Here is a 23,382-nt window from a genome sequence, read left to right as displayed (position 1 = left end):
TTGAATTTCAGAAAGTTCTTTTTAATTTGTCATGAGGTATAAAAAAGAATAACATGAAAAGGCGAAACTTTTTTAAAACCGCAGCATTAAGCAGCTCTGTTATAGCAGTGAGCGGTTTTGCAGGCTGTCAGCCGGAAAGGCAGGCGAAAGAGACAGAAAGAAATTTTACATTCTTTGATTTCAACGAAATAACCATAGATGACCTTCAGAAAAAGATGGCTTCAGGAGAACTGACTTCGATGGAAATTTGTCAAAAATATCTCGATCGAATTAACGAAGTTGATCCGGTTCTTAAGTCGATAATTGAGTTGAATCCGGATGCACTGGAAATAGCAACTCTACTTGACGAAGAACGGAAAAACGGAACTGTTCGCGGGCCCTTACATGGAATACCAATTGTAATCAAAGACAATATTGACACCGCAGACAAAATGCAAACCACAGCAGGTTCGCTGGCTTTGGAAGGAAATATTGCCGAAAAAGATGCCTTTATAGTTAAAAAACTGAGAGAAGCCGGAGCCGTTTTGCTGGGAAAAACCAACCTCAGTGAGTGGGCAAATTTCCGCTCCTCCAACTCATCAAGTGGCTGGAGCGGCAGAGGCGGACAAGTAAGAAACCCGTTTTGTCTCGACCGAAGTCCCTGTGGTTCGAGTTCGGGAACCGGTGCAGCCGTTTCCGGCAATCTGTGTGCAATTGGTATTGGCACAGAAACCAACGGGTCAATCGTTTGTCCTTCCGGAATCAACGGAATCGTTGGAATAAAACCAACACTGGGAATGTGGAGCAGAAACGGAATTATTCCTATTGCTCACAGTCAGGACACAGCGGGGCCAATGACCCGCACAGTAAAAGATGCTGCCACTTTGTTGGGAGCATTGGCGGAATTTGACCCAGAAGACGCAGAAAATCACTTGGGGAAAGGTGAAATATTTTCGGACTACACGCAATTTCTGGACAAAAACGGATTACAGGGAGCAAGAATTGGAGTTGCCACCAATATGATGGGGTTTAACAAAGATGTAGATGAAATTATAAAACAAGTGTATCGCACCCTGCAGGAAAACGGCACTGAAGTCGTAGAGTTTGAATTTGAAAACAGCCGGAAAACGGGACGCCCCTCATACCAGGTACTTTTATACGAGTTTAAAGCTGATTTGAATAAATACCTGCAAGGTCATTCAAATGCGAAACCAAAAAATTTAGCCGATTTAATAAAATTCAATTCGGAAAATGCAGCGAAAGAGATGCCTTGGTTTGAACAGGAAATTTTTGAGGAAGCTGAAAAAAAGGGTGATTTGAATGAAAAAGAGTACCTGGATGCTTTGGAGGAATCAAAACGTCTGGCAGGCAAGGAAGGGATTGATGCTGTGTTAAAAAAATACAACCTGGATGCAATCATTGCGCCAACAAATGGCCCAAGCTGGACCATAGACTGGGTAAATGGTGATCATTTTGGAGGGGGAAGTTCATCACCTGCTGCAATATCCGGATATCCAAATATTACTGTTCCTGCAGGATACGTGCATGGTTTACCAATTGGTGTATCATTTTTTGCCGAAGCCTGGAGTGAACCCAAACTACTTAAACTGGCCTATGCATTTGAACAGGCTACAAAACACAGGAAAGCTCCGGAATTTGTAAAATCGCTGACATAAAATTTCTGTGATAACCAAAACAACCGGTTGCCCTGATTACAGAAATCCGGATTTCTTTGTGTTTACTCGTTGAAATAACAGACGCTCATTATCTTTGCAAAAAATTTAGGAATGAAAGAAAGCCTTTTTGGAAAAACATTAATTGAACTACAGGAACTTGTGAGCAGTTTAGGATTACCTAAATTTACGGGAAAACAAATCGCTGACTGGCTTTACAAAAAGGAAATTTCATCGATTGATGAGATGACGAATCTTTCAAAAAAAGCCCGCGAGATATTAAATGAGAAATACGAATTCGGACTGATTTCGCCTACAAAAATTCAGGCAAGTACCGACGGAACAAAAAAATACCTTTTCCCTACAATTCAAAATAAATTTATTGAGACAGCAATGATCCCTGAACGCGATAGAAAAACCGTTTGCGTTAGTTCGCAGGTGGGCTGCAAAATGGGATGCCTCTTTTGTTTCACCGCCAAACAAGGTTTCCAGGGACAGTTATCGGCAGGCGAAATTGTAAATCAGATAAAAAGCATTGAAGAAGCAGGAGAGGTAACAAACATTGTATACATGGGAATGGGTGAACCTTTTGATAATCTGAAGGAAGTTTTAAAAAGTATTGAAATCCTGACTTCTGAATGGGGATTTGCCATGAGTCCGCGCCGGATAACGGTTTCAACCATCGGAATTATTCCCGGGATGCTCACATTCCTCGAACAAAGCGAAGCTCATTTGGCAGTGAGTTTACACACCCCTTTTGATAACGAACGTAAAAATTTAATGCCGGTGCAGGTTGCCTATCCTATAGAAGAGGTAATTGCAGAAATAAAACAATGGGATTTTGGCCGGCAACGCCGTGTTTCTTTTGAATATATCGTTTTTGAAAATCTGAATGACTCTCCCGGACATGTAAAAGAATTGGCAAAATTGCTCGACGGATTAAAATGCAGAATCAACCTGATTCGTTTTCACCCGGTACCCGGAACACCCTTAAAAAGTCCTTCAGACAAAGTAATGCAGGAATTTAAAGATGCACTCAACCAAAAAGGAATCTTGACCACTGTACGTGCTTCCCGTGGACAGGATATTTATGCTGCATGCGGATTACTTTCTACTAAAGAATTGGTGAAAAATCAATAATATTTTGACTTTCCAGGGTACAATACTTTTTAAAACAAAATAATCTCATCAATAGAAAAAAGGCAAATTATATCTTTTCTGAAATGCAGTATCAAGAGAAAAATCCATAGCATATTTTACCACTCCTTTGTAATCTTCAATTCCTTTTTCTACTTTATTGGTCTTCAGGTAAGTATCGTTCACTTTTGTGGCAATTTTGTCTACCTTCTCATTTCTCAGAGTCATCCAGTGTTCTCTAATCTCCTTATAATCTTTCCGAACTTCACCGTCCAGCTTGTTTATAATCTCAGAAAATCCATCCAATTGAAACCCCTGGTTTATAAAATACCTCAAAAGCACCAGGTTTCCCGAGTATTGTAATTTTTTGGAGCTACTTTGTGAGCAAACCAGCCAGGCATAAAAATTGGCTTCGGCTTCACTTGTAATCCCAAATTGATGGGCCTTTTCATGTGCCAAAACAAATGGATATTCTACCGGTAAAACTTTACTGTTTACATGAACTTCGCTAAAAAAAGGTCCGAAATACCCGGAAATCCCGGCTTTGCCAAAAAAACTACTGAGACTGATCTTTTTTGCCTTTCGTTTTCCTGCAGGATATTTTAGTTTCAGGGCCGGAGACAGGTTTTTATATGATTCTTCAACCAAACTATCGATTTCGGCTATATCAAAACCTTCAAAATTTGAATATGATTTGTTGGTTTGGTTAACCAGTTTTTCAAAAACGACCAAAAAATATTCAGTGTTTGCTTTTTGTTCATGAATATTCAACCTGGTATTCAAATCAGCACGAAAATAATTGAAACCCCAAAAAACGTAAAACAAAATAAAAACCAATGCAAAAACATTTAAAACAATTTTTCCGGCTTTTACCAATCGTATCTTTTTAAAAACTAAAAGAACGATTAATACAAGAACCAACAAAATCAACAGAAAGTAAAACAAATCGTCGAGAGAAAACGGGAAAAACCAACTAAAAAAGGAAATAAAAGATGCCAAATGAGGATAAATACCCTGGGAATAAGCGAATTCAGTAAAATCAGGCAAACCGGCTAATATTCGAGTTATTGCAAAAACCACAATTGCCAGCACCGGTAAAATCCAACTTTTTATTTTTTGTTTTTTTCTTTTCATTCACGCAGCTAAAAATACCTTATGATAATGAATTCAACAAACTATTGCCTGATTTGTCGTTTTTAAAAAGAAAAATATAATTGTTTACCTTACTCATTTTTGTGTATAATTACCAAATAAAATAATCACAAATGCGGATTTCTTTTGTTTTGCTCCTTTTACTTCTGAGTTGCAGTGCTTACAGTCAGAGCCGAAGTACCAAGGAATGGATAAATTTCGGAAGTAGTCACATCAGCAAATGGATTCAGGTAGCTCCGGGAAAACTGGGCCCCAACGCCTTACCGGTTCCGGAAATGGATTATGCAGAAATCGGAACTCAGTCGGAATTTGAAGCGGGAATTCATTCGCATTTTATGAAAGGCGACACAGCGGTAAATTCTTATCTTGCTTTTCAATGGACGGTTGTTCCTGAAAAAGTGGCTTTCAAATTATGGGGCTTTCCCACGGAAACCTTCCGAATGAATAATGAAATACGCGACGAAAGACAAATTTTTTATGACGACAAAGGCTGGCAAACAAGTGGCGGAGACCTGTGGATTAGTACTTTTATTCAGCTGATGAAAAACCGCGGCAACTGGCCTGATTTAGTTCTGAATTATTCGATGAAAACCACCACCGGCTCAATTCTGCATGCGCGGTACACCGATGGCATGGCGCACTATTTTTACCTCTCGCTGGGAAAAAGCTTTTACCCTAATAATTCGTTTTTTGATGAAATAAGGCTTGCCGCTATGGGTGGATTTTACGAGTGGCAAACCAATAAGGTTGAGATGGCACAGGACGAAGGGCCATTGTTTGAGGCAGGTATTAAAGTAAAACACAACAGCTTTGTGTTGGCGAACGAAATTGGCGGTTATTTCGCTTATGGAGCCTACCATTTTATGGGAGTAAAAGGATATAATAATCCAATAATTTACAGGTTGAGATTAATAAAAGAAGGAAAAAAAATGGACTGGAAGCTGGAATACAAAACCGGTTGGCAGGACTACAACTATACAACATTTAAAATTGAGGTAGCTTATCACTTTACCATCTGAGCGCACGAAACAGTTTGTTTCCAAAAAAATCAAATTATTAAGTTTTTTATGAATGGGAAACTTTTAATCAAATGTTTTTCTATACTTGCAACAAGAACAATTTCTAAAATACCGGCCTTATGCTTAAAAAATCTGCCTTGTTTACTTCTCTTTTCCTTTTTTTGATATCCACAACTGCAACCAGCCAGGAAAATATGGAAAAAACCAAAACGATCCATGAAAAAGCACTAACCGTAGATACTCATTGCGATACTCCGATGGCTCTGTTGGGAGAAGATTTTGATGTTGGCCGGAAAAACAAAGCTCCTCAAAGCCGGGTCGACTTTCCGCGAATGAAAGACGGCGGATTGGATGCGATATTTTTTGCGGCTTTTACCAGCCAGAGGGAACGCACCTCCGAAAATACAGAGGCTGCTTATAAAAGAGCACACGAAATGATTGATTCCACTTACTCCGTTTGTAAAAGGTACAATAGTCTTGCAGAAGTTGCGATAAACTCAAACGATGCAAAACGGATTGAAGGAACAGGAAAACGCGCTATTTATATTGGAATGGAAAACGGATTTCCAATTGGAACCGATATCAAAAGAGTTAAAGAATTCTACGACCGCGGGGTCAGATATATTACACTCAGTCACTCGTCAAATAACGACATCTGTGACTCTTCCACCGACAAGGAGGGGCCGGAACACAATGGATTAAGCCAATTTGGAGAGAAGGTGGTGAGAGAAATGAACAAACTCGGCATGATGATAGACGTATCGCATATTTCAGACAAAGCATTCTTTGATGTTATTGAACAAAGCAAAGTTCCTGTTATTGCTTCGCATTCGAGTGTTCGCAGCATTGCACACCATCCGCGCAATATGACTGACAATATGATTAAAGCGCTGGCAAAAAACGGAGGTGTTATTCAGATTTGCCTGCTTGATGACTATATCAAAGACCCGGACACAACCACGATTCGCTATCAAAAAGCAAAAGAAATCAGAAAAATATTTAATACCACCTACAACACAATGAATAAAACAGAGCAGGATGAGGTAAGAAAACAGTGGCGTGAACTGGGAGAAAAATATCCCAAGAAATTACCAACTGTTGCTGATTGTGTTGACCATATCGACTATGTAAAAAACCTGGTAGGAATTGACTACGTAGGAATTGGAAGTGATTTTGACGGCGGCGGTGGACTGGCTGATTGCCAGGATGTAAGCCAAATGCCAAATATAACTGCAGAAATGATAAAACGTGGCTACACAGAGGGAGAAATTCAAAAAGTTTGGGGAGGAAATTTTTTCCGTGTTTTTGCTGAAGTTGAAAAACATGCCAACTAAATTCTTAAACAAATAAAAAACAAAATCCTTTAACAACTTTTATTAATCTTAAACAAGGTTTTACAGATTATAACTTTTGTTGTCATCAATTAACCCCTGGCTTCAAATATTTAACGCTTATTAAAACATTAAATTTCAAAACATTACCAATTTAGTAAGATAAAAATTAATACAAAATCTTACTGAATCATGAAACAAAAATCTACCTTACTTCTAATCGGATTGTCTTTTTTTATCAGTCAAAGTTTTGCCCAGGAATCGCTAAAAATTGGTCATATTAATTACACCGAAATTGTAATGAAAATGCCGGAAATGGACAGTATCCAGAGAATTCTTAACAAAGAGGCTGAAGAAATAGAAAATGTCTACAATGAACTAATTGAAGAACATGAAAAGAATGTTCAGAAATATGAAGCTGAACAGGAATCTTATTCTGAATTTTTAAAAAACACAAAACAAAAAGAGTTGATTGAAGCCGCTGGTAAAATTCAGGAATTCAGACAAAATGCTGCAGAACAACTTGAAAAACGCAATATGGAACTATTTCATCCCGTCCACTTAAAAATAGATAAAGCTATTGAACAGATCGCCCGAAAGAACCACTATACTTATATTTTTGATATCATTTCGGGAAAAATTGTTTATCATTCGGAAAATAGCATTGATTTAAATTCAATAGTTTTAAATGAATTGTCCATAACTGCAGCTCAATAAGGATACGAAAATTATCGTAGCAATGAGTTATATAGCAGCAAGTACTCCTGTTCTAGTAAATTAATATCGATGTCGTTAGTAGTATTAATACCCTCATAGCCTGTTCCGTGAAATAGATTCTTAAACATAGAGGCCAATATAGTTACATTATTGTTCTTATTTATTTCTCCCGACTCTGCAGCATTGCTAATAACTGCATGCCATATCATGGTTTCAGTTTTATTCCATGCTTTTGCTTTATCTGCAAAATTCGGATAAAAATGAAAAGCCTGTAGATTCAGATTCACCAATGCAAAACTCATATTTGTAATTCCAAGCTCAAATAATTCTTTTTTAAGGTCGGATAACTGCCTGGTATAACTATTAATGAACTTTTTTAGCGTAATTTTCTCTTTATCATCAACATTACGCGATGCCGACAGATTTTGCAGAACATATTTATCTACAACGGAACTAAACATTTGCTCTTTTGCTGGGAAATGAAACAGCAGAGCTCCCCTACTTAATCCAGTTACTTCTTCAATCTTCCTAAGCGAAACATTATTATATGCACCATTCGAAAATAATACAAACGCTTTTTCAAGAATTAGTTGTTTAGTTCTTGCTCCCTTTGAACCCTTTCCCATATCCTGATAGTTATATGGTAAAAATAGAACAATTCATATAAACTTAGGAATAGCGTGTGGTTATATTCATAAAAATTATAATACATTTGCAAACAGTCCATACGGACTGTTTTGTGATTGAAAATATTTAGAATATGAAAACATTGTGGCTTTCTTTGGCTTTTTCATTGATAAGCTTTTTTAGTGTTGCCAATGAAGTGGAACTTTATCTGCCCTTAAATGATTCAAGAGGTAATGATATTCCGATGTTTTGTTGGTATGATTTAGAAATTGAAGAGGGAGTATCGGCAACTTATGATTTTTATTTTGGAACAGACAATGAACCAGCATTTTTTTGAGCACGGATTATATGATGGATACTATATCCTGAATGAGCAACAAACAATAAACACGACAGCAAGTGTTTCTTCAAATGGTGACGCAGTGTATCTCGTGTTTTATGATCAAGAAATTGTGTTTGAGCGTTCTACGAAATATTACTGGAAGAAGGTAGCCAGGATAAGTGATAGGCGAGAAATATCAGGTGAGGTGTTTAACTTAATCACTGCTGTAATCAACTCCCCTGCAAAAAATGAAAAAAATGTAGTCAGTGAAAACCTGGCTGTTTCATTGAATGAAAGTACAGATAATGATGGCGAAACGGACAGTTCAATATATTCACTTATTCCCTTGCAAAAACCAGGTAAATTTATGGAGATGGATAAATTACAAGGAAAAACTTTCCCGATGGGACAACCCAATCCTGACATTGGGTATGCAGACTTTTTCAATGACAAACAACCTGTTCAAGAGCGAACTATAGATGATTTTATAATTGGGAAATACGAAGTTACATGGGCACAGTTTCGCGATTTCCTGAATGCAGTAAAAATTCAATCTGCATCTGCAATGTAGTTATAACTAATTACATTAGAGACTAGCGTATATATTTAGGATGCGACGTAACATTTCATTTAAAATAAGAAAAAAATTTAAAAGACCAGTTTATAATTTTAATACCATATTATGTCAGAAATTACCAACAGATTCGTTTTAAGCCTTTTTATAGGTGTTCTATGTATGTTTAACAGCTTTGCTCAAAACAAAAGTTCAACAACCCATTTGCAAAGTAGTTCTGAGTATTTTGAGATTCCGAAGGAATACATCAACAAGCCCCTTTTATTGATTAACAGAATTACAGGATATCCCAACAAGTTATTTTATTACGGAAGTTCCGGAATGGACGTTGATTATTCGGTTATACTAAAATTTGAAATCGACAATAATCAATTAAAAGTAACGCAGCAACAATATCAAAATAATGTAGGTAAAGATGACATTATCAAAACATCTGTACGAAAAAATCATTTCAATCCCACAATTTGTTACATCCCAATAATATCCGTAAGTGAAAAAAATATAAAAATTAACACTGATGTTTTTAAAAATGATGTCAAAGTATTCTCTCCCATAGACACCGAAACGATTGACAAATATGGATTAAAACCAACATCAGATGATAGCATTGTGATTAATGATATACAATTAAGTCAGAATAGCATGTTGGTTTCACGAACTTTGAATTTCACCTCTCAAAAATCACCCGAGAAACATTATTCCCCCAATATTTCAGTTGAACAGTTATTGGCTTTTAAAATTCTTCCCGAAACCCCAATGGTACGGAGAAAATGGGACCCACGCGTTGGGAATTTTTATCTTTCAACAACAAAATACGATAGTGAAGATGTATTTATAAAAGAAGAATCCTTTATTGAAAGATGGCGTTTAGAACCGGAGAATATAGCCGCTTATTTTAACGGAATCCTAACCAAACCCAAACAACCTATCGTTTTTTATTTTGATGAAAATGTGCCACAAAAGTGGAAAAAATACATGAAGCAAGGAATTTTAGATTGGCTCCCTGTTTTTGAAAAAATTGGTTTTAAAGATGCCATTGAAGTACATGACAAGCCCAAAAATGTACATTGGGATGATAATGACCCAAATTATAATATGATTCGTTGGGTTTCATCAGAGATTCAAGACGCTCAGGGAAATTATATTTCAGACCCAAGAACCGGCGAAATATTAAACGGTACCCTCATGTGGTACCAAAATTATTTTTCGGCTGTAAATGATGATTATTTTGTTTCGGCTGCTGCGGTCGACCCTTCAGCGAGAAAACCTGTTTTACCCGATTCTGTTTTTGGCCAAATTATGAGGAGAACCATGACCCATGAAATGGGACATGCGCTGAATCTTGGGCATAACATGATTGCCAGTTCATCCTACCCAACCGACTCTTTGCGTTCAGGAAACTTCCTTCAAAACTATACCCTGACATCATCAATAATGGACTATGCGAAATACAACTATGTTGCTCAGCCGGAAGATATGCCACTGCCATTACTCTGTGTTATTGCTCCATATGACTATTGGGCTATCGAGTACGCTTATAAATATGTTCATCCAACTGGCGATAATTATCAAATGGAGGTTCCTTTTACAAAGGAAGTTATTGAAGAAAAATTGCAGGATACACATCTTGAATATATGGAGCAGGAATACGGCAAAGCCATGGATCCTACAAATAACACAGGAGATTTGGGCGATAATCCTATCCTTTCCGGAGAGTATGGTTTAAAAAATTTACAACGAATAATGCCACATATCGTGGAGTGGTCGCTTCCTGAAGATGGCGACCCAGCGGTTGTGTTTAGTCGTTACAATCAGCTTGTTAAGCAAACAGATATCATTTTCCGGATTGTTATTAAACTAATCGGAGGTAAAAAGAACCGGCTGGCGGCAAATATGGAGTATATCTCGGAAAGTACTGATTCCCAAGTTGTATCAGCTGCGATGAATTTCATTACCGACAATGTATTTAACAAAATGGAATGGTTGTATAATCATGATTTGGAGAAATTAAGTAATGAAAATTTGTATTTAAAGAGTGTTGAGAAACTTCAAACAAATGCTATAAAAAGAATCTTAAATAAAGACAGATTGTTGCGATTAATTGATTCTGACAACGAGAATAATACAACAAATGCCACCAAGGTTCTTAGAAAATGTAGTGATGTTATACTTACACAAAGCACTGTCGAGCAGATTCCCTTAACTGTACAAAAAATTTATATAAGTACTCTTAAAAAACGAATTGAAGAAACCTCTGATGACCTTATCTTGACCTATTTGCTAAAAAACGAATTGGACTATATAAAAAAGGTAGTAACAAGTAAAATACAAAACGAAAGTAATCCATTGATAAAAGGTTTTTACGCTCAGTTAATTAAATAGTTGAATCAGTCTGCAATAAAACAACAGCATGTTTGCGATGTTGAATTCTCTTCAGGATAATAGATTTACGGGTTGTATCATGAGAACGTTCTTTCCAAGTGAATCTGAGCGTGTGGGTTAAACATAAAAAATTCACTCGCGGAATTACTCATAAGAACATTGAAGTAAATTGGACTATTTTGACTTAATAAAAAAATTAAAATCCAATAATCACCTGACTACTGGATTTTAACTCTATTCGAAGTATATCCGAAGTGGGTTGTACTGGATTCGAACCAGTGCCCCCTACCCTGTCAATGGAGGACGCATAGGTATTTATGTATTGATTATATGGTAGTTTGAAATTATAAAAATCGCAAAATAGTGCATTTTATAGCATCTTAGCACCTCGAAAGGGCACTCCAGATGGCATTCTCCTTAATGATGAATTTTAAAATATGTGATGATATTTATTTTGTCAGAACTGGCAAAAATTGAATTACAAATTATTAATTGATATTCCAGTAATTTGCAAATACTACATAATCATTTTGAAGAGTTTCAATTTCGACTTTTCTGAAATCTTTATAACATTCAAAATGTTTCCCGTTATGGCACCGTTTGTATGATTGACCACTTCCGCAATAACAAGTATCATGCAACCTCAACTTCATATTACCGCGAGCATGGTACAATATTATTTGAGCAATGTTCTTGTAATTCTTCGGCTTCCCTCTAAGGTGCTTTAAGTTTTCCAAAGAACTCAACATTGTATGAAGAAGAACTTGTAAAACTGGCGAATAAATACAAGAAAGAAATTTTAGGAATTACGAATCCAGAAATTGAAAATGAAATCATCAGCCAAATTCCAATGGAAATTCAGTTAACTCAAATTTGGAAGGCAAAGGAGGAATATAAAAAAGATTTCCTCAAAAACAGAAAGGGATGGAAGCCTACCAAAAAAGGGATATTTCAAGAGTTTACTCAATTATGAAAAAAGACTCCAATGAAGACGATGAGCTAATTTATAATTTTATGTTTCCTGAAAGGCATAAGATTTGGGTTCCAAATATGATAACTCATGAAGAAGAATTCCTGTTTTTTTGCAGTAAGAGTTGGTCATTTACCGGGCGAACAGGAATCGCTTGATTGGTTTAAAAAGGAAGGTTTTAAGATACGACCTGTTCATATGGATTTTAAATTACATGATTAGAATTGATTATCGTTCTTAAATGAACAAAATCTTCCCAACTGCCAGCAATGATTAATTCGTTGATTGTTTCCAATAAGCATGGTTATTAGGCCTGTAAAACCAGGTCATGTAAAAAAACATTCCAAATTTCATTATAGGATATTAAATACGGTTTATTAAATTTATTGTTTTTACAAAAATTGATAAAGTTGTTGATTAAAACCAATATTTTTATACTCATCCTCTTCATTGGAATTACTATTCAGGCTTTACCGAATGAAGCAAGCGACAGCACTTTTAATGCCGCAAAAACATACATCAGAAAATCTCAACCAGATGCAGCTATTCCACTTTTGCTAAAAATCATTGAAAAAACTGATTCTGAAGAAACAATTATTAAAGCAAACATTAACCTAGCCGAAGCCTACCGTCAGAAGGTCGTATAAGACTTCAGATTAACGAGATGTCGGCAAAGTACGATCTTCAGATTAAAGAATTGCAGATTAAAGAAATTGAAACCAGCAATAAAGTTGTGAACCAACAAAAAAGATACCTTACCATTATCTTGATAATTGTAATTTTTATCTTCTTTATTACATTAATTTCATTCAATTTAAAAAGAAGAAACAGAATACAAAAAGAAAAGCTGATTGAACAACAAAACCAGCAAATCAAATTAACTCTTGAAACAAAAGAAAAAGAACTGATTTATAAAAACAGGGAATTATCAAAGGCAATATCGAGCACAGTCTCGATGAACGAGACGCTGCAATCAATAAAGACTTTAATCAAGTCTGATGAAAAAAAAGAAGCAATTCGTGCTATAAACAGTACCCTGAATAAAAATTTAAACTGGGAGAAATTCCAAATCTCCTTTAATGAAATTCATCCTCATTTCTTAAATCACTTAAATGAAAAATTCCCAACATTAACACAAAACGAAAAACGACTTTGTGCTTTTCTAAGAATGGATTTAAAAACCAGCGAAATTGCCAACCTGACAAACATTTCTGAGACTTCAGTTAGTAAAAGTCGAAATCGGTTGCGAAAAAAATTGGGATTGGAAAGTGGCTCTGATATTGGATCTTTTCTTAAAGATTTGAATTAAACCAATTTGCATATGTGATTGATAATTGACTTCTTACTTGTGATTGATTTTTATTATTCGGGCTGTCATAGTATTTGTCATAGTATTTTATTCTGACATTTGCTTGATAAGCACTACTTTTAGATTAAAAAATACAAACCCGGAAGTTATAAATGCAAATAGTAAGGAAGATGAGTTTTTACCTTCAGACTTTCTAAATTTCAATTGTTTGCAAATGGTAATTTCTATTTAACCATTGAAAATAATGAAAATTCTGCCTGTATTTTTTATTGCATCTCTAATTTTTATTTTTAATCCGGCAAGAGCACAATACGCAGGAGGTGACGGAACAGTAGATAATCCCTGGCAAATTGCCACAATTAGCCAACTCAATAGTGTTCGTAATAATCCTGGAGACTATTTCGAACTAATCAACGATCTCGATTTTACAGGATCAATATACGACAGTATTAACAGTACAACCGGCTGGTCGCCAATAGGGGACCCCAATGAAAGTAGTACATTTTTTTCAGGCTATTTTAACGGTAAAGGACACGTTATTTCAGGACTTTATATTAACCAGCCTAATACTGAATACATTGGATTATTTAGCTACATTAAAGATGCTATTAAAATTGACAGTGTAATTATTGAAGATTGTAATATAACGGGTAAAGAGCGTGTTGGTGGACTGATAGGCAGATGTGAATATACAGAAGTTAGCAACTGTTATATCAGCGGCAAAATAACAGGAGAAGCATATGTTGGGGGTTTAGTAGGACAAAGTCAGTATCAAACCCTCAGCAACTCCTTTTCTAATGTAGAAATAACAGGAGAATCTATTTCCTCAGCTGGTGGAATTGTGGGATTAGGTTATGAGGCAATTTTTCGCAATTGTTCTTCAACCGGTAATATAACCATGCAAACTTCAGGAAATGCCGGAGGATTATTGGGAGCTGCCTTAAACTGTGAAATTAGTAATTGCTACTCTAACATAAATATAATTAGTGGCAGTATTTTGGGAGGTTTAATTGGTTCAGCAGAAGGATCAACAATAAGTGATTGTTATGCAACAGGAAATATTTTTCGACCAGAATCCTTGCCTGCTGATGATCATTCTAATACAGGTGGTTTTATTGGAGAGATTATTGAATCAACCAGTGTTACTGGTTGTTATTCTACGGGAGTTGTAACCGGGAATAATTCGTCAGGGGGGTTTATTGGGTATATCGATCCTACCTCTACCATCGCAAACAGTTACTTTAACAGCGAGAGTAGCGGACGCGAAAAAGGTATTGGGGAAAATAAAAACAATCAATCTGTAACGGCACTTACAACCGCCCAAATGAAACAACAAAGTTCTTTTCAGGGATTCGACTTCTCTTCCGTTTGGACGATTAATGATGGAGTTACATTTCCTTGTTTCAATAATTTGGATGATAATCCAATAATTCTGGATTTATTATATCCGTTAAATTCGAATGAGGTTAATACCGACACGATTGATGTTGTACAAATGGATGTCGATATCGATTCAATTTATATTGTTGATTATCCTCAGGGAATGACTGTTAACAATAACATTTTTAGTTGGATACCCAACAGCCTTGGCAATTATTACATGACCGTTGTAGTAAAAGATTTAAACGGAACTACTACCAGCTATAAACAAAAGCTTACAGTGGTATCGTATAAAGGTTCTGGCACCGTTAACGACCCCTATCAAATAAGGAGTGTGGAACAGCTTGACAGTGTGCGCAATTTTCGTCGCAATAGTTTTATACTGATGACCGACCTTGATTATACGGGTTATGATAATTCTGATGAAGGGTGGAGTCCTATTGGTAGTCTTGATTATGGTTTTTCTGGCAACTTTTATGGTAACGGACACACTATAAGTAATCTACGCATAAATCGTGAAGCTTCTGACCAGGTTGGTTTATTCGGTGCTATTCTTGATGCCACTATAGATGATTTAAGTGTTAATAATATTGATGTATCTGGGAATAATGATGTAGGAGGAATTGCCGGGTATCTTGAATATTCAGATATAATTAACTGTCATACATCCGGAAACCTAAATGGAATAGGAAATAATATTGGGGGAATTGCAGGCAAAAGTTCATCATCGACTATTGAAGGATCGAATACAATTGGAAAGGTGAGCGGAGAAGATTATCTTGGTGGATTATGTGGATATAGCTCTGAAACCACCATTAGCCAATGTTATGCCGATGGAAATTTGAACGGAAACGATTATCTTGGTGGATTAACGGGTTATAATTTAAACAGTGCTATCAGTAATTGTTATGCCACAGGGAGTGTCTCGGGTGATGAATATGTTGCCGGCTTATCTGCCTATAACGAAAATTCAAATATTTATCTTTGTTATTCTACCGGATATGTAAAAGGCTGCTATACATGTACTGCAGGACTTGTTGGAGGAAATCCTTCAGGTTCCATCACAAATAATTATTACAACAAGGAGACAAGTGGTTATAGTGACGGTTACGGATCGGCACTGACCACCGAAGAAATGAAACAACAAAGTTCTTTCACGGGTTTTGATTTTAATAGTATTTGGACTATCTCTGATGGACAGACATTTCCCCGATTACAAAATGTTTATAATAATCCCATCATACTCGGTGATAGTTCAATTTTTACCAGGGTGAATTATTTATATTCAGATACATTATCCATGATTCCTATGGATAACGATATTGACTCTGTCTATATAGAAGACTTTCCGGAAGGAATGACTTTAAATAACCAGGTGATATCCTGGATTCCCGACAGCCTGGGTACTTTTTATGTAACCATTTGTGCTAAGGACTCATATGGAGCTGTTACAAAATATAATCAAATAGTGCAAGTGATCCCTTTTGGTGGCAAGGGAACTGCAGAAGATCCTTATCAAATCACGAATCTTGAAGGATTGGACTACGTTCGGAATTTTTATCAGGCCGACTACATTTTAATGAACGACCTTGATTTTTCAGGCAGTGCCTGGAGCAGTGAAAACTCTGCGATGGGATGGGAACCAATTAAGGTTTTCACAGGGAGTTTTAATGGTAAAGCTTATACCATCAGTAATTTGTATATCAACCTTAATGCATCCGACAGTATCGGTTTATTCGGAAGGTTGAGCGGTGCAAGCATTGATAGCTTAAGTATATCCAATATTGATATTACAGGGGACCGTGTTTTGGGCGGATTAGCCGGATATGTTGGTTCTTCTAAAATTAATAATTGCAATACTTCCGGAGAAATAAACGGAGGTTATGGTATTGGCGGACTTTGCGGAAAACTCGAGAACAGCACATCCATTTCATATTGTTCTTCTTCTGTTAATTTAGGAGGGGATGAAAATATTGGAGGTATTGTGGGATCAGTAGGTTTAGACGAAGATAGTAAAGTAACAATATCTAAAAGCCATGCAAGCGGAGATATAAAAGGAAGAGAACAGATCGGGGGGCTGGTAGGATATAGCTCTAGAACCACCATTAGTCAGTGTTATGCTTCTGGAAATATTCAGGGGACTGATGGTGGAATAGATACAAATATTGGTGGATTGGTGGGATATTTAAGGCTTTCCCAGGTCGAAGATTGTTTTGCTATAGGTAACGTAAACAAAGAGTCAGAATCATATGTGGGGGGACTGGTCGGTTATTGCGATGGAAGCTCCGTAACTGATTGTTATGCTACAGGTAATGTAACAGGAGAACTTTCAGGTGGTCTTATTGGGGGATCAGATGATGAATATATAGCTTATCCTAGTGAGGAAAAGCAAATATCAACCGTTAAGAATTGCTATGCTATTGGGGAAATAAAGGGAACTAGCCTTTCAGGAGGAGTAATCGGAAGGGCATGGAGTACAAGTTTCGCAAATAACTATTTTAACCTGGAAACAACCGGTCAAACCAAAGGTTATGGATATGCTGATACGACTTTTGAAAGCCAGCTAACGGGGCTTACCACACAACAAATGAAACAACAAGGCTCTTTTTCGGGTTTTAGTTTTGTCAATAATTGGGATATTACCAATGGAAAAACATTTCCACGATTAAAAAATTTGTATGATTATCCAATAGTACTGGGGTTAGGAAAGTCCACTTGCCGGATAAATAATTTATTTACGGATACCATACAATCAGTCCCAATGGATTTTGATATCAGTTCTTTTTTTATTTCTGACTATCCGGCAGGAATGACATTATCCTATTCCACTATTAGTTGGACACCTGACAGCCTGGGTAATTATAATTTTAACATTTGGGCAGAAGATTCACAAGGAACTGTTTCAAGAAAGCATATACAAACCATTAAAGTTTTTCCCTTTCAAGGCGAAGGATCAGAAGAAGACCCTTTTCAAATCACCAACTTACAGGAACTCGATTACATCAGGAATTTTCTCGATAGCTACTATGTGTTGATGAACGACCTTGATTTTTCAGGCAGTGCCTGGTGTGCCGACAGTTCAGCAAGCGGGTGGGAGCCTATTTCCACATTCACAGGGAGTTTTAACGGGAATGGGCATACCATCAGCAATTTGTATATCAACCGTAATGCATCTGACAGTATTGGTTTATTCGGAAGGTTGAGCGGTGCAAGTATTGATAGTTTAAGTGTCTCGAGTGTTAATATAACCGGGAACGGATATTTGGGCGGATTAGCCGGATATGTTTCTGGCTCAACTATAAAGGAGTGCAATACTTCCGGAGAAATAAACGGAAGTAATGAGAATATTGGCGGACTTTGCGGAAAACTCGATAACTATGCAACGGTTTCAAATTGTTATTCAACAGTAAATACATATGGAGGAAGTTTTACCGGTGGATTGGTTGGGTATAATTTGCAAGGAACAATTCGTAATTGTTATGCTACCGGATATGTAAACGGAGATAATTATGTTGGCGGTTTGGTGGGATATAATGATTGGTGCACCATTAATGGAAGTTATTTTTACGCTGAAAATAGTCAGCAAAACAGTGGTATAGGATATGATAAAAATAGTCAAACGGTAACCGGATTGACCAATGAACAAATGAAGCAACAAGGTTCATTCCCCGGTTTTGATTTTACAAACATTTGGGAAATTACCAGTGGAAAAACATTCCCGCGTTTGAAAAATATATATGATTCGCCCGTTATTCTGGATTTTGGCCCTCTATTCTTACTTGCCGACAGTTTGTTTAAAGATACAGTGCCTACAATATCAATGGATTATGAGATAGATTCATTATATATTGAAGACTATCCGGAAGGAATGGTATTAACAGATTCTGTTATCAGCTGGAGACCAGAGTACAAAGGTTCTTATTATGTGGATATTTATGTTAAAGATTCCTACAAAATAATTGTAAAATATAAAAAGAAACTGGAGGTGATTTCTCTACAAGGCTCGGGCACCACAGCAGATCCCTTTCAAATATGGAATTTGGAAGACTTAAATCTTGTGCGCGAATTTCTTGACAGTCATTTCATATTAATGAACGACCTTGATTTTTCAGGCAGTGCCTGGTGTGCCGACAGTTCAGCAAGTGGTTGGGAACCTATTTCAACTTTCACAGGGAGTTTTAACGGGAATGGCCATACCATCAGCAATTTGTATATCAACCGTGATTCATCCGACAGTATCGGTTTATTCGGAAGGTTAAGCGGAGCAAAGATTGATAGTTTAAGTATCTCCAATGTTGATATTACCGGAAGAGGATGGGTCGGCGGATTAGCCGGATTCGTTGATGCTTCTGAAATTAGCAATTGTAATACTTCGGGAGAGATAAATGGAAGTAACGACAACGTAGGTGGCTTATGTGGAAAAATTTCTAATAGTTCGTTGGTTTCAAACTGTTACTCAACCGTAAATACACACGGAGGTAGTTATACCGGTGGATTGGTCGGGTATAATTTGCAAGCAACAATTCGCAATTGTTATGCTACAGGAGATGTTTCCGGAGAAGATAATATTGGTGGCTTGATTGGAGAAAACTATTTTAGTAGTGATATATATACCTGCTATACTACAGGAGATGTTTCCGGGGGAGATAATATTGGTGGCTTGATTGGAGAAAACAATCATAGCAATGTATATAACTGCTATGCTTTCGGAGATATTACAGGTAACGATGCGGTAGGTGGCCTTGTGGGTTATTTCGGAAATTGGTGTGATGTAACTTGGTGTTATTCTTACGGGGTTGTAACTGGCAATACAAGTGTTGGTGCACTTGTGGGATATAATTATAATCACGATTATTCCGACAATAGAATTTCAGAATCATTTTTTAATAAAGATAACAACGGATCGATTCAGGGTGTTGGAGAAGATGAGCCAGCCAACTCATTAGTGTATGGATTAACTGAAGAGCAGATGAAGGATCAAAGCTTTTTTCTAAATGAAAACTGGGATTTTGTTTGCGAAACGAATAATGGAACTGACTATATTTGGGCAATGAATGATTCCGTGAACAATGGAGCACCATTTTTAAAATGGCAAGGTTATCCGTACGAGGATGAACCTCCGGTAATCACCTCAGCATATAACGATACCACAATTTTTGCTGGCCCAGATTGTGAGGTTATTATTAACGATTATACACAGAATTTAACTTATACTGAAAATTGCGACCAAGATGTTGATATTTTGCAAATTCCTTTGCCCGGAACGTTGCTATCAATAGGAACGACTGAAGTAACTATCATTGCCAAGGATGGAAGTGGCAATGCCGATAGTACATTTTTTAATATTATGGTAATGGATACCATAGCACCAATTCCAGATGTGTCTCCCCTTGCCGATTATATCTCGGTCTGTTCCGTAATACAATTACCAGAGCCAACAGCTACAGACAATTGTGCCGGAACAATTACAGGAACACATGATGCAACACTGCCAATTACAGCCATGGGGACAACCGTAGTTACCTGGAGCTACGATGATGGTAACGGAAATACTTCCACTCAAATTCAAAATGTAATTGTTGTTACCGAAAGTGAAGATAATACTCCGCCTGTACCAAATCTAGATACATTGGCTGACATAACAGCAGAATGTGAAGTTTCTGTACTAACACCACCAACAGCCACCGACAATTGTGCCGGAACAGTAATTGGAACACACGATGCGACCCTGCCAATTACAACCCAGGGAACAACCATCGTTACCTGGACGTACGACGATAGCAGCGGGAACACATCCACACAAACCCAGAATGTGGTGATTGACGATGCAACGGCTCCGGTTCCCGATAATGCATCACTTGCTGATGTAACCGCTGAGTGTGAAGTTACCAGCTTAACTGCACCAACAGCCACCGACAATTGTGCAGGAACAGTAACCGGAACGCACGATGCTACCTTGCCAATTACAACCCAGGGAACAACCATCGTTACCTGGACGTACGACGATAGCAGCGGGAACACATCCACACAAACCCAGAATGTGGTGATTGACGATGCAACGGCTCCGGTTCCCGATAATGCATCACTTGCTGATGTAACCGCTGAGTGTGAAGTTACCAGCTTAACTGCACCAACAGCCACCGACAATTGTGCAGGAACAGTAACCGGAACGCACGATGCGACCCTGCCAATTACAACCCAGGGAACAACCATCGTTACCTGGACGTACGACGATAGCAGCGGGAACACATCCACACAAACCCAGAATGTGGTGATTGACGATGCAACGGCTCCGGTTCCCGATAATGCATCACTTGCTGATGTAACCGCTGAGTGTGAAGTTACCAGTTTAACTGCACCAACAGCCACCGACAATTGTGCAGGAACAATAACCGGAACGCACGATGCTACCTTGCCAATTACAACCCAGGGAACAACCCTGATTACATGGACGTACGACGATAGCAGCGGGAACACATCCACACAAACCCAAAATGTGGTGATTGACGATGCAACGGCTCCGGTTCCCGATAGCGCATCACTTGCTGATGTAACCGCTGAGTGTGAAGTTACCAGCTTAACTGCACCAACAGCCACCGACAATTGTGCAGGAACAGTAACCGGAACGCACGATGCTATCTTGCCAATTACAACCCAGGGAACAACCCTGGTTACATGGACTTACGACGATAGCAGCGGGAACACATCCACACAAACACAGAATGTGGTGATTGACGATGCAACGGCTCCGGTTCCCGATAATGCATCACTTGCTGATGTAACCGCTGAGTGTGAAGTTACCAGCTTAACTGCACCAACAGCCACCGACAATTGTGCAGGAACAGTAACCGGAACACACGATGCGACCTTGCCAATTACAACCCAGGGAACAACCATCGTTACCTGGACGTACGACGATAGCAGCGGGAACACATCCACACAAACCCAAAATGTGGTGATTGACGATGCAACGGCTCCGGTTCCCGATAGCGCATCACTTGCTGATGTAACCGCTGAGTGTGAAGTTACCAGCTTAACTGCACCAACAGCCACCGACAATTGTGTCGGAACAGTAATTGGAACACACGATGCGACCCTGCCAATTACAACCATGGGAACAACCATCGTTACCTGGACGTACGACGATAGCAGCGGGAACACATCCACACAAACCCAGAATGTGGTGATTGACGATGCAACGGCTCCGGTTCCCGATAATGCATCACTTGCTGATGTAACCGCTGAGTGTGAAGTTACCAGTTTAACTGCACCAACAGCCACCGACAATTGTGCCGGAACAGTAATTGGAACACACGATGCGACCCTGCCAATTACAACCCAGGGAACAACCATAGTTACATGGACTTACGACGATGGCAATGGCAATACTTCTACTCAAACCCAGAATGTGGTGATTGACGATGCAACGGCTCCGGTTCCCGATAATGCATCACTTGCTGATGTAACCGCTGAGTGTGAAGTTACCATTTTAACTGCACCAACAGCCACCGACAATTGTGCCGGCACAGTAATTGGAACACACGATGCTACCTCGCCAATTACAACCCAGGGAACAACCCTGGTTACATGGACTTACGACGATGGCAATGGCAATACTTCTACTCAAACACAGAATGTGGTGATTGACGATGCAACGGCTCCGGTTCCCGATAATGCATCACTTGCTGATGTAACCGCTGAGTGTGAAGTTACCAGCTTAACTGCACCTACAGCCACCGACAATTGTGCAGGAACAGTAATTGGAACACACGATGCGACCCTGCCAATTACAACCCAGGGAACAACCATCGTTACCTGGACGTACGACGATAGCAGCGGGAACACATCTACGCAAACCCAGAATGTGGTGATTGACGATGTTACAGCGCCTGTTGCGGATGTGTCAACGTTAAGCGATGTAACCGCTGAGTGTGAAGTTACCAGTTTAACTGCACCTACAGCCACCGACAATTGTGCCGGAACAGTAACCGGAACACACGATGCGACCTTGCCAATTACAACCCAGGGAACAACCATGGTAACATGGACCTACGAAGACGGCAATGGAAATACATCTACTCAAACTCAGAACGTAATTATTCATGACACCATAGTACCGTCAATAATATGCGTTGATGACCAAATTTTTACAACTGAAAGTGGCGACTCTGTTTATATTGTTAGAGGGGATGAATTGGACCCATTAACCGTTGAAGACAATTGCAGTATTGAAAAAATTGAAAATAGTTTCAATTATTCTTCAACATTGGCAGGCGCTGAATTTCCTGCAGAGGACACTATTATTACATGGACTGTCACTGATGCATTCGGAAATTCATCTACTTGCAGTAATCATATTTCAGTAGATTATCCGGTTGGCACCAATGAAATATCAGCTGGAAAAATTAAACTTTATCCAAATCCTGCTCATGATATAGTTTATATTCAACACAATAGCCTGCTAATTACAAATGTATTAGTTTTTGATATGGCAGGGAAAATTGTATTAACAGATTACTCACCATCTGAAATTAATGTGCATCAATTAATTAGAGGAATATATATTTTAAAAATAAATCTGAAGGATGATGAAGCGGTCTATTTTAAATTAATAAAGGAGTAATTCTTCATATATAATAATAAAGTGAAGACATAGAAGTATGTTTGTCCATGACAGATTTTTAATATGCATGACGAATTACATAAACTTTATGATATCAAAGTTCGTCGAGATAGGAAGTTTCAGCTTTGACTGGATATGCAACAAAAACTTGCACGGATAGTTAAGTATCATGCTGCTAATTTTCTCT

At 38.0% G+C, this 23,382-nt stretch carries 16 protein-coding genes; 13 read left to right on the top strand and 3 right to left on the bottom strand.

The features are described 5' to 3' along the window. The first annotated feature begins 53 nt into the window (after positions 1-53). Both GM418_RS12675 and rlmN read left to right on the top strand, forming a co-directional pair. Positions 54-1,655 (top strand): amidase, encoded by a 1,602-nt coding sequence (locus GM418_RS12675; protein WP_158866755.1) that lies wholly within the window; start codon positions 54-56, stop codon positions 1,653-1,655. Positions 1,656-1,766: 111 nt separating this feature from the next. Then, the gene (gene rlmN / locus GM418_RS12670; RefSeq protein WP_158866752.1) at positions 1,767-2,792 is read left to right on the top strand and encodes a dual-specificity RNA methyltransferase RlmN; all 1,026 of its coding nucleotides are present in this window, start codon (positions 1,767-1,769) and stop codon (positions 2,790-2,792) included. A gap of 48 nt (positions 2,793-2,840) precedes the next feature. On the opposite strand, the gene GM418_RS12665 is transcribed toward rlmN, so the two are convergent. Then, entirely contained in the window at positions 2,841-3,923 is a 1,083-nt protein-coding gene (locus GM418_RS12665) for a DUF3810 domain-containing protein (RefSeq protein WP_158866750.1), read from the bottom strand. A 131-nt stretch (positions 3,924-4,054) separates the two neighbouring features. Here GM418_RS12665 and GM418_RS12660 point away from each other — a divergent pair, with 131 nt between their 5' ends. The 3 genes from GM418_RS12660 (at position 4,055) to GM418_RS12650 (ending at position 7,008) form a co-directional block, all read left to right on the top strand. Then, complete coding sequence (locus GM418_RS12660) at positions 4,055-4,960, top strand: hypothetical protein (RefSeq protein WP_158866748.1); 906 nt, start codon at positions 4,055-4,057, stop codon at positions 4,958-4,960. A gap of 119 nt (positions 4,961-5,079) precedes the next feature. Further along, positions 5,080-6,294 carry a dipeptidase gene (locus tag GM418_RS12655; RefSeq protein ID WP_158866745.1) on the top strand — a complete coding sequence of 405 codons (1,215 nt, stop codon included), beginning with the start codon at positions 5,080-5,082 and terminating at the stop codon, positions 6,292-6,294. Positions 6,295-6,483: 189 nt separating this feature from the next. Then, positions 6,484-7,008 carry an OmpH/Skp family outer membrane protein gene (locus GM418_RS12650; RefSeq protein ID WP_158866742.1) on the top strand — a complete coding sequence of 175 codons (525 nt, stop codon included), beginning with the start codon at positions 6,484-6,486 and terminating at the stop codon, positions 7,006-7,008. An 11-nt stretch (positions 7,009-7,019) separates the two neighbouring features. On the opposite strand, the gene GM418_RS12645 is transcribed toward GM418_RS12650, so the two are convergent. Beyond that, on the bottom strand, positions 7,020-7,634 hold the full coding sequence (locus GM418_RS12645; RefSeq protein WP_158866739.1) for a TetR/AcrR family transcriptional regulator: 615 nt from the start codon (positions 7,632-7,634) through the stop codon (positions 7,020-7,022). 134 nt (positions 7,635-7,768) lie between these two features. Here GM418_RS12645 and GM418_RS12640 point away from each other — a divergent pair, with 134 nt between their 5' ends. The 3 genes from GM418_RS12640 to GM418_RS12630 all read left to right on the top strand — a co-directional run bounded on the left by GM418_RS12640 (position 7,769) and on the right by GM418_RS12630 (position 10,913). Further along, entirely contained in the window at positions 7,769-7,972 is a 204-nt protein-coding gene (locus GM418_RS12640) for a hypothetical protein (RefSeq protein ID WP_158866736.1), read from the top strand. Then, positions 7,953-8,528 carry an SUMF1/EgtB/PvdO family nonheme iron enzyme gene (locus tag GM418_RS12635; protein WP_158866733.1) on the top strand — a complete coding sequence of 192 codons (576 nt, stop codon included), beginning with the start codon at positions 7,953-7,955 and terminating at the stop codon, positions 8,526-8,528. Before GM418_RS12640 ends, GM418_RS12635 begins: the two co-directional genes overlap by 20 nt. 111 nt (positions 8,529-8,639) lie before the next feature. After that, on the top strand, positions 8,640-10,913 hold the full coding sequence (locus GM418_RS12630; protein WP_158866730.1) for a zinc-dependent metalloprotease: 2,274 nt from the start codon (positions 8,640-8,642) through the stop codon (positions 10,911-10,913). Between the two features lie 488 nt (positions 10,914-11,401). Here GM418_RS12630 and GM418_RS32060 read toward each other — a convergent pair whose 3' ends face one another. After that, entirely contained in the window at positions 11,402-11,566 is a 165-nt protein-coding gene (locus GM418_RS32060) for an SEC-C metal-binding domain-containing protein (protein WP_158866727.1), read from the bottom strand. 95 nt (positions 11,567-11,661) lie between these two features. On the opposite strand from GM418_RS32060, the gene GM418_RS12620 reads away from it, so the two are divergent. From GM418_RS12620 to GM418_RS12605, 5 genes are all read left to right on the top strand, one after another. After that, complete coding sequence (locus GM418_RS12620; protein ID WP_158866724.1) at positions 11,662-11,886, top strand: hypothetical protein; 225 nt, start codon at positions 11,662-11,664, stop codon at positions 11,884-11,886. Between the two features lie 87 nt (positions 11,887-11,973). Further along, positions 11,974-12,105: a TraB/GumN family protein gene (locus GM418_RS31460; protein ID WP_217447786.1), complete on the top strand. Its 132-nt coding sequence runs from the start codon at positions 11,974-11,976 to the stop codon at positions 12,103-12,105. Between the two features lie 188 nt (positions 12,106-12,293). Beyond that, entirely contained in the window at positions 12,294-12,530 is a 237-nt protein-coding gene (locus GM418_RS12615) for a hypothetical protein (protein ID WP_158866721.1), read from the top strand. Positions 12,531-12,547: 17 nt separating this feature from the next. After that, positions 12,548-13,192, top strand: a complete 645-nt coding sequence (locus GM418_RS12610; protein WP_158866718.1) for a helix-turn-helix transcriptional regulator — start codon at positions 12,548-12,550, stop codon at positions 13,190-13,192. 244 nt (positions 13,193-13,436) lie between these two features. Continuing rightward, a complete protein-coding gene (locus tag GM418_RS12605; RefSeq protein WP_158866715.1) occupies positions 13,437-23,195 on the top strand; it encodes a GLUG motif-containing protein in 9,759 nt (3,252 codons plus the stop codon). Positions 23,196-23,382 lie beyond the last annotated feature (187 nt).

Source organism: Maribellus comscasis, assembly GCF_009762775.1.
Lineage (GTDB): Bacteria > Bacteroidota > Bacteroidia > Bacteroidales > Prolixibacteraceae > Draconibacterium > Draconibacterium comscasis.
This window is presented reverse-complemented; position numbering and strand designations above follow the sequence as displayed.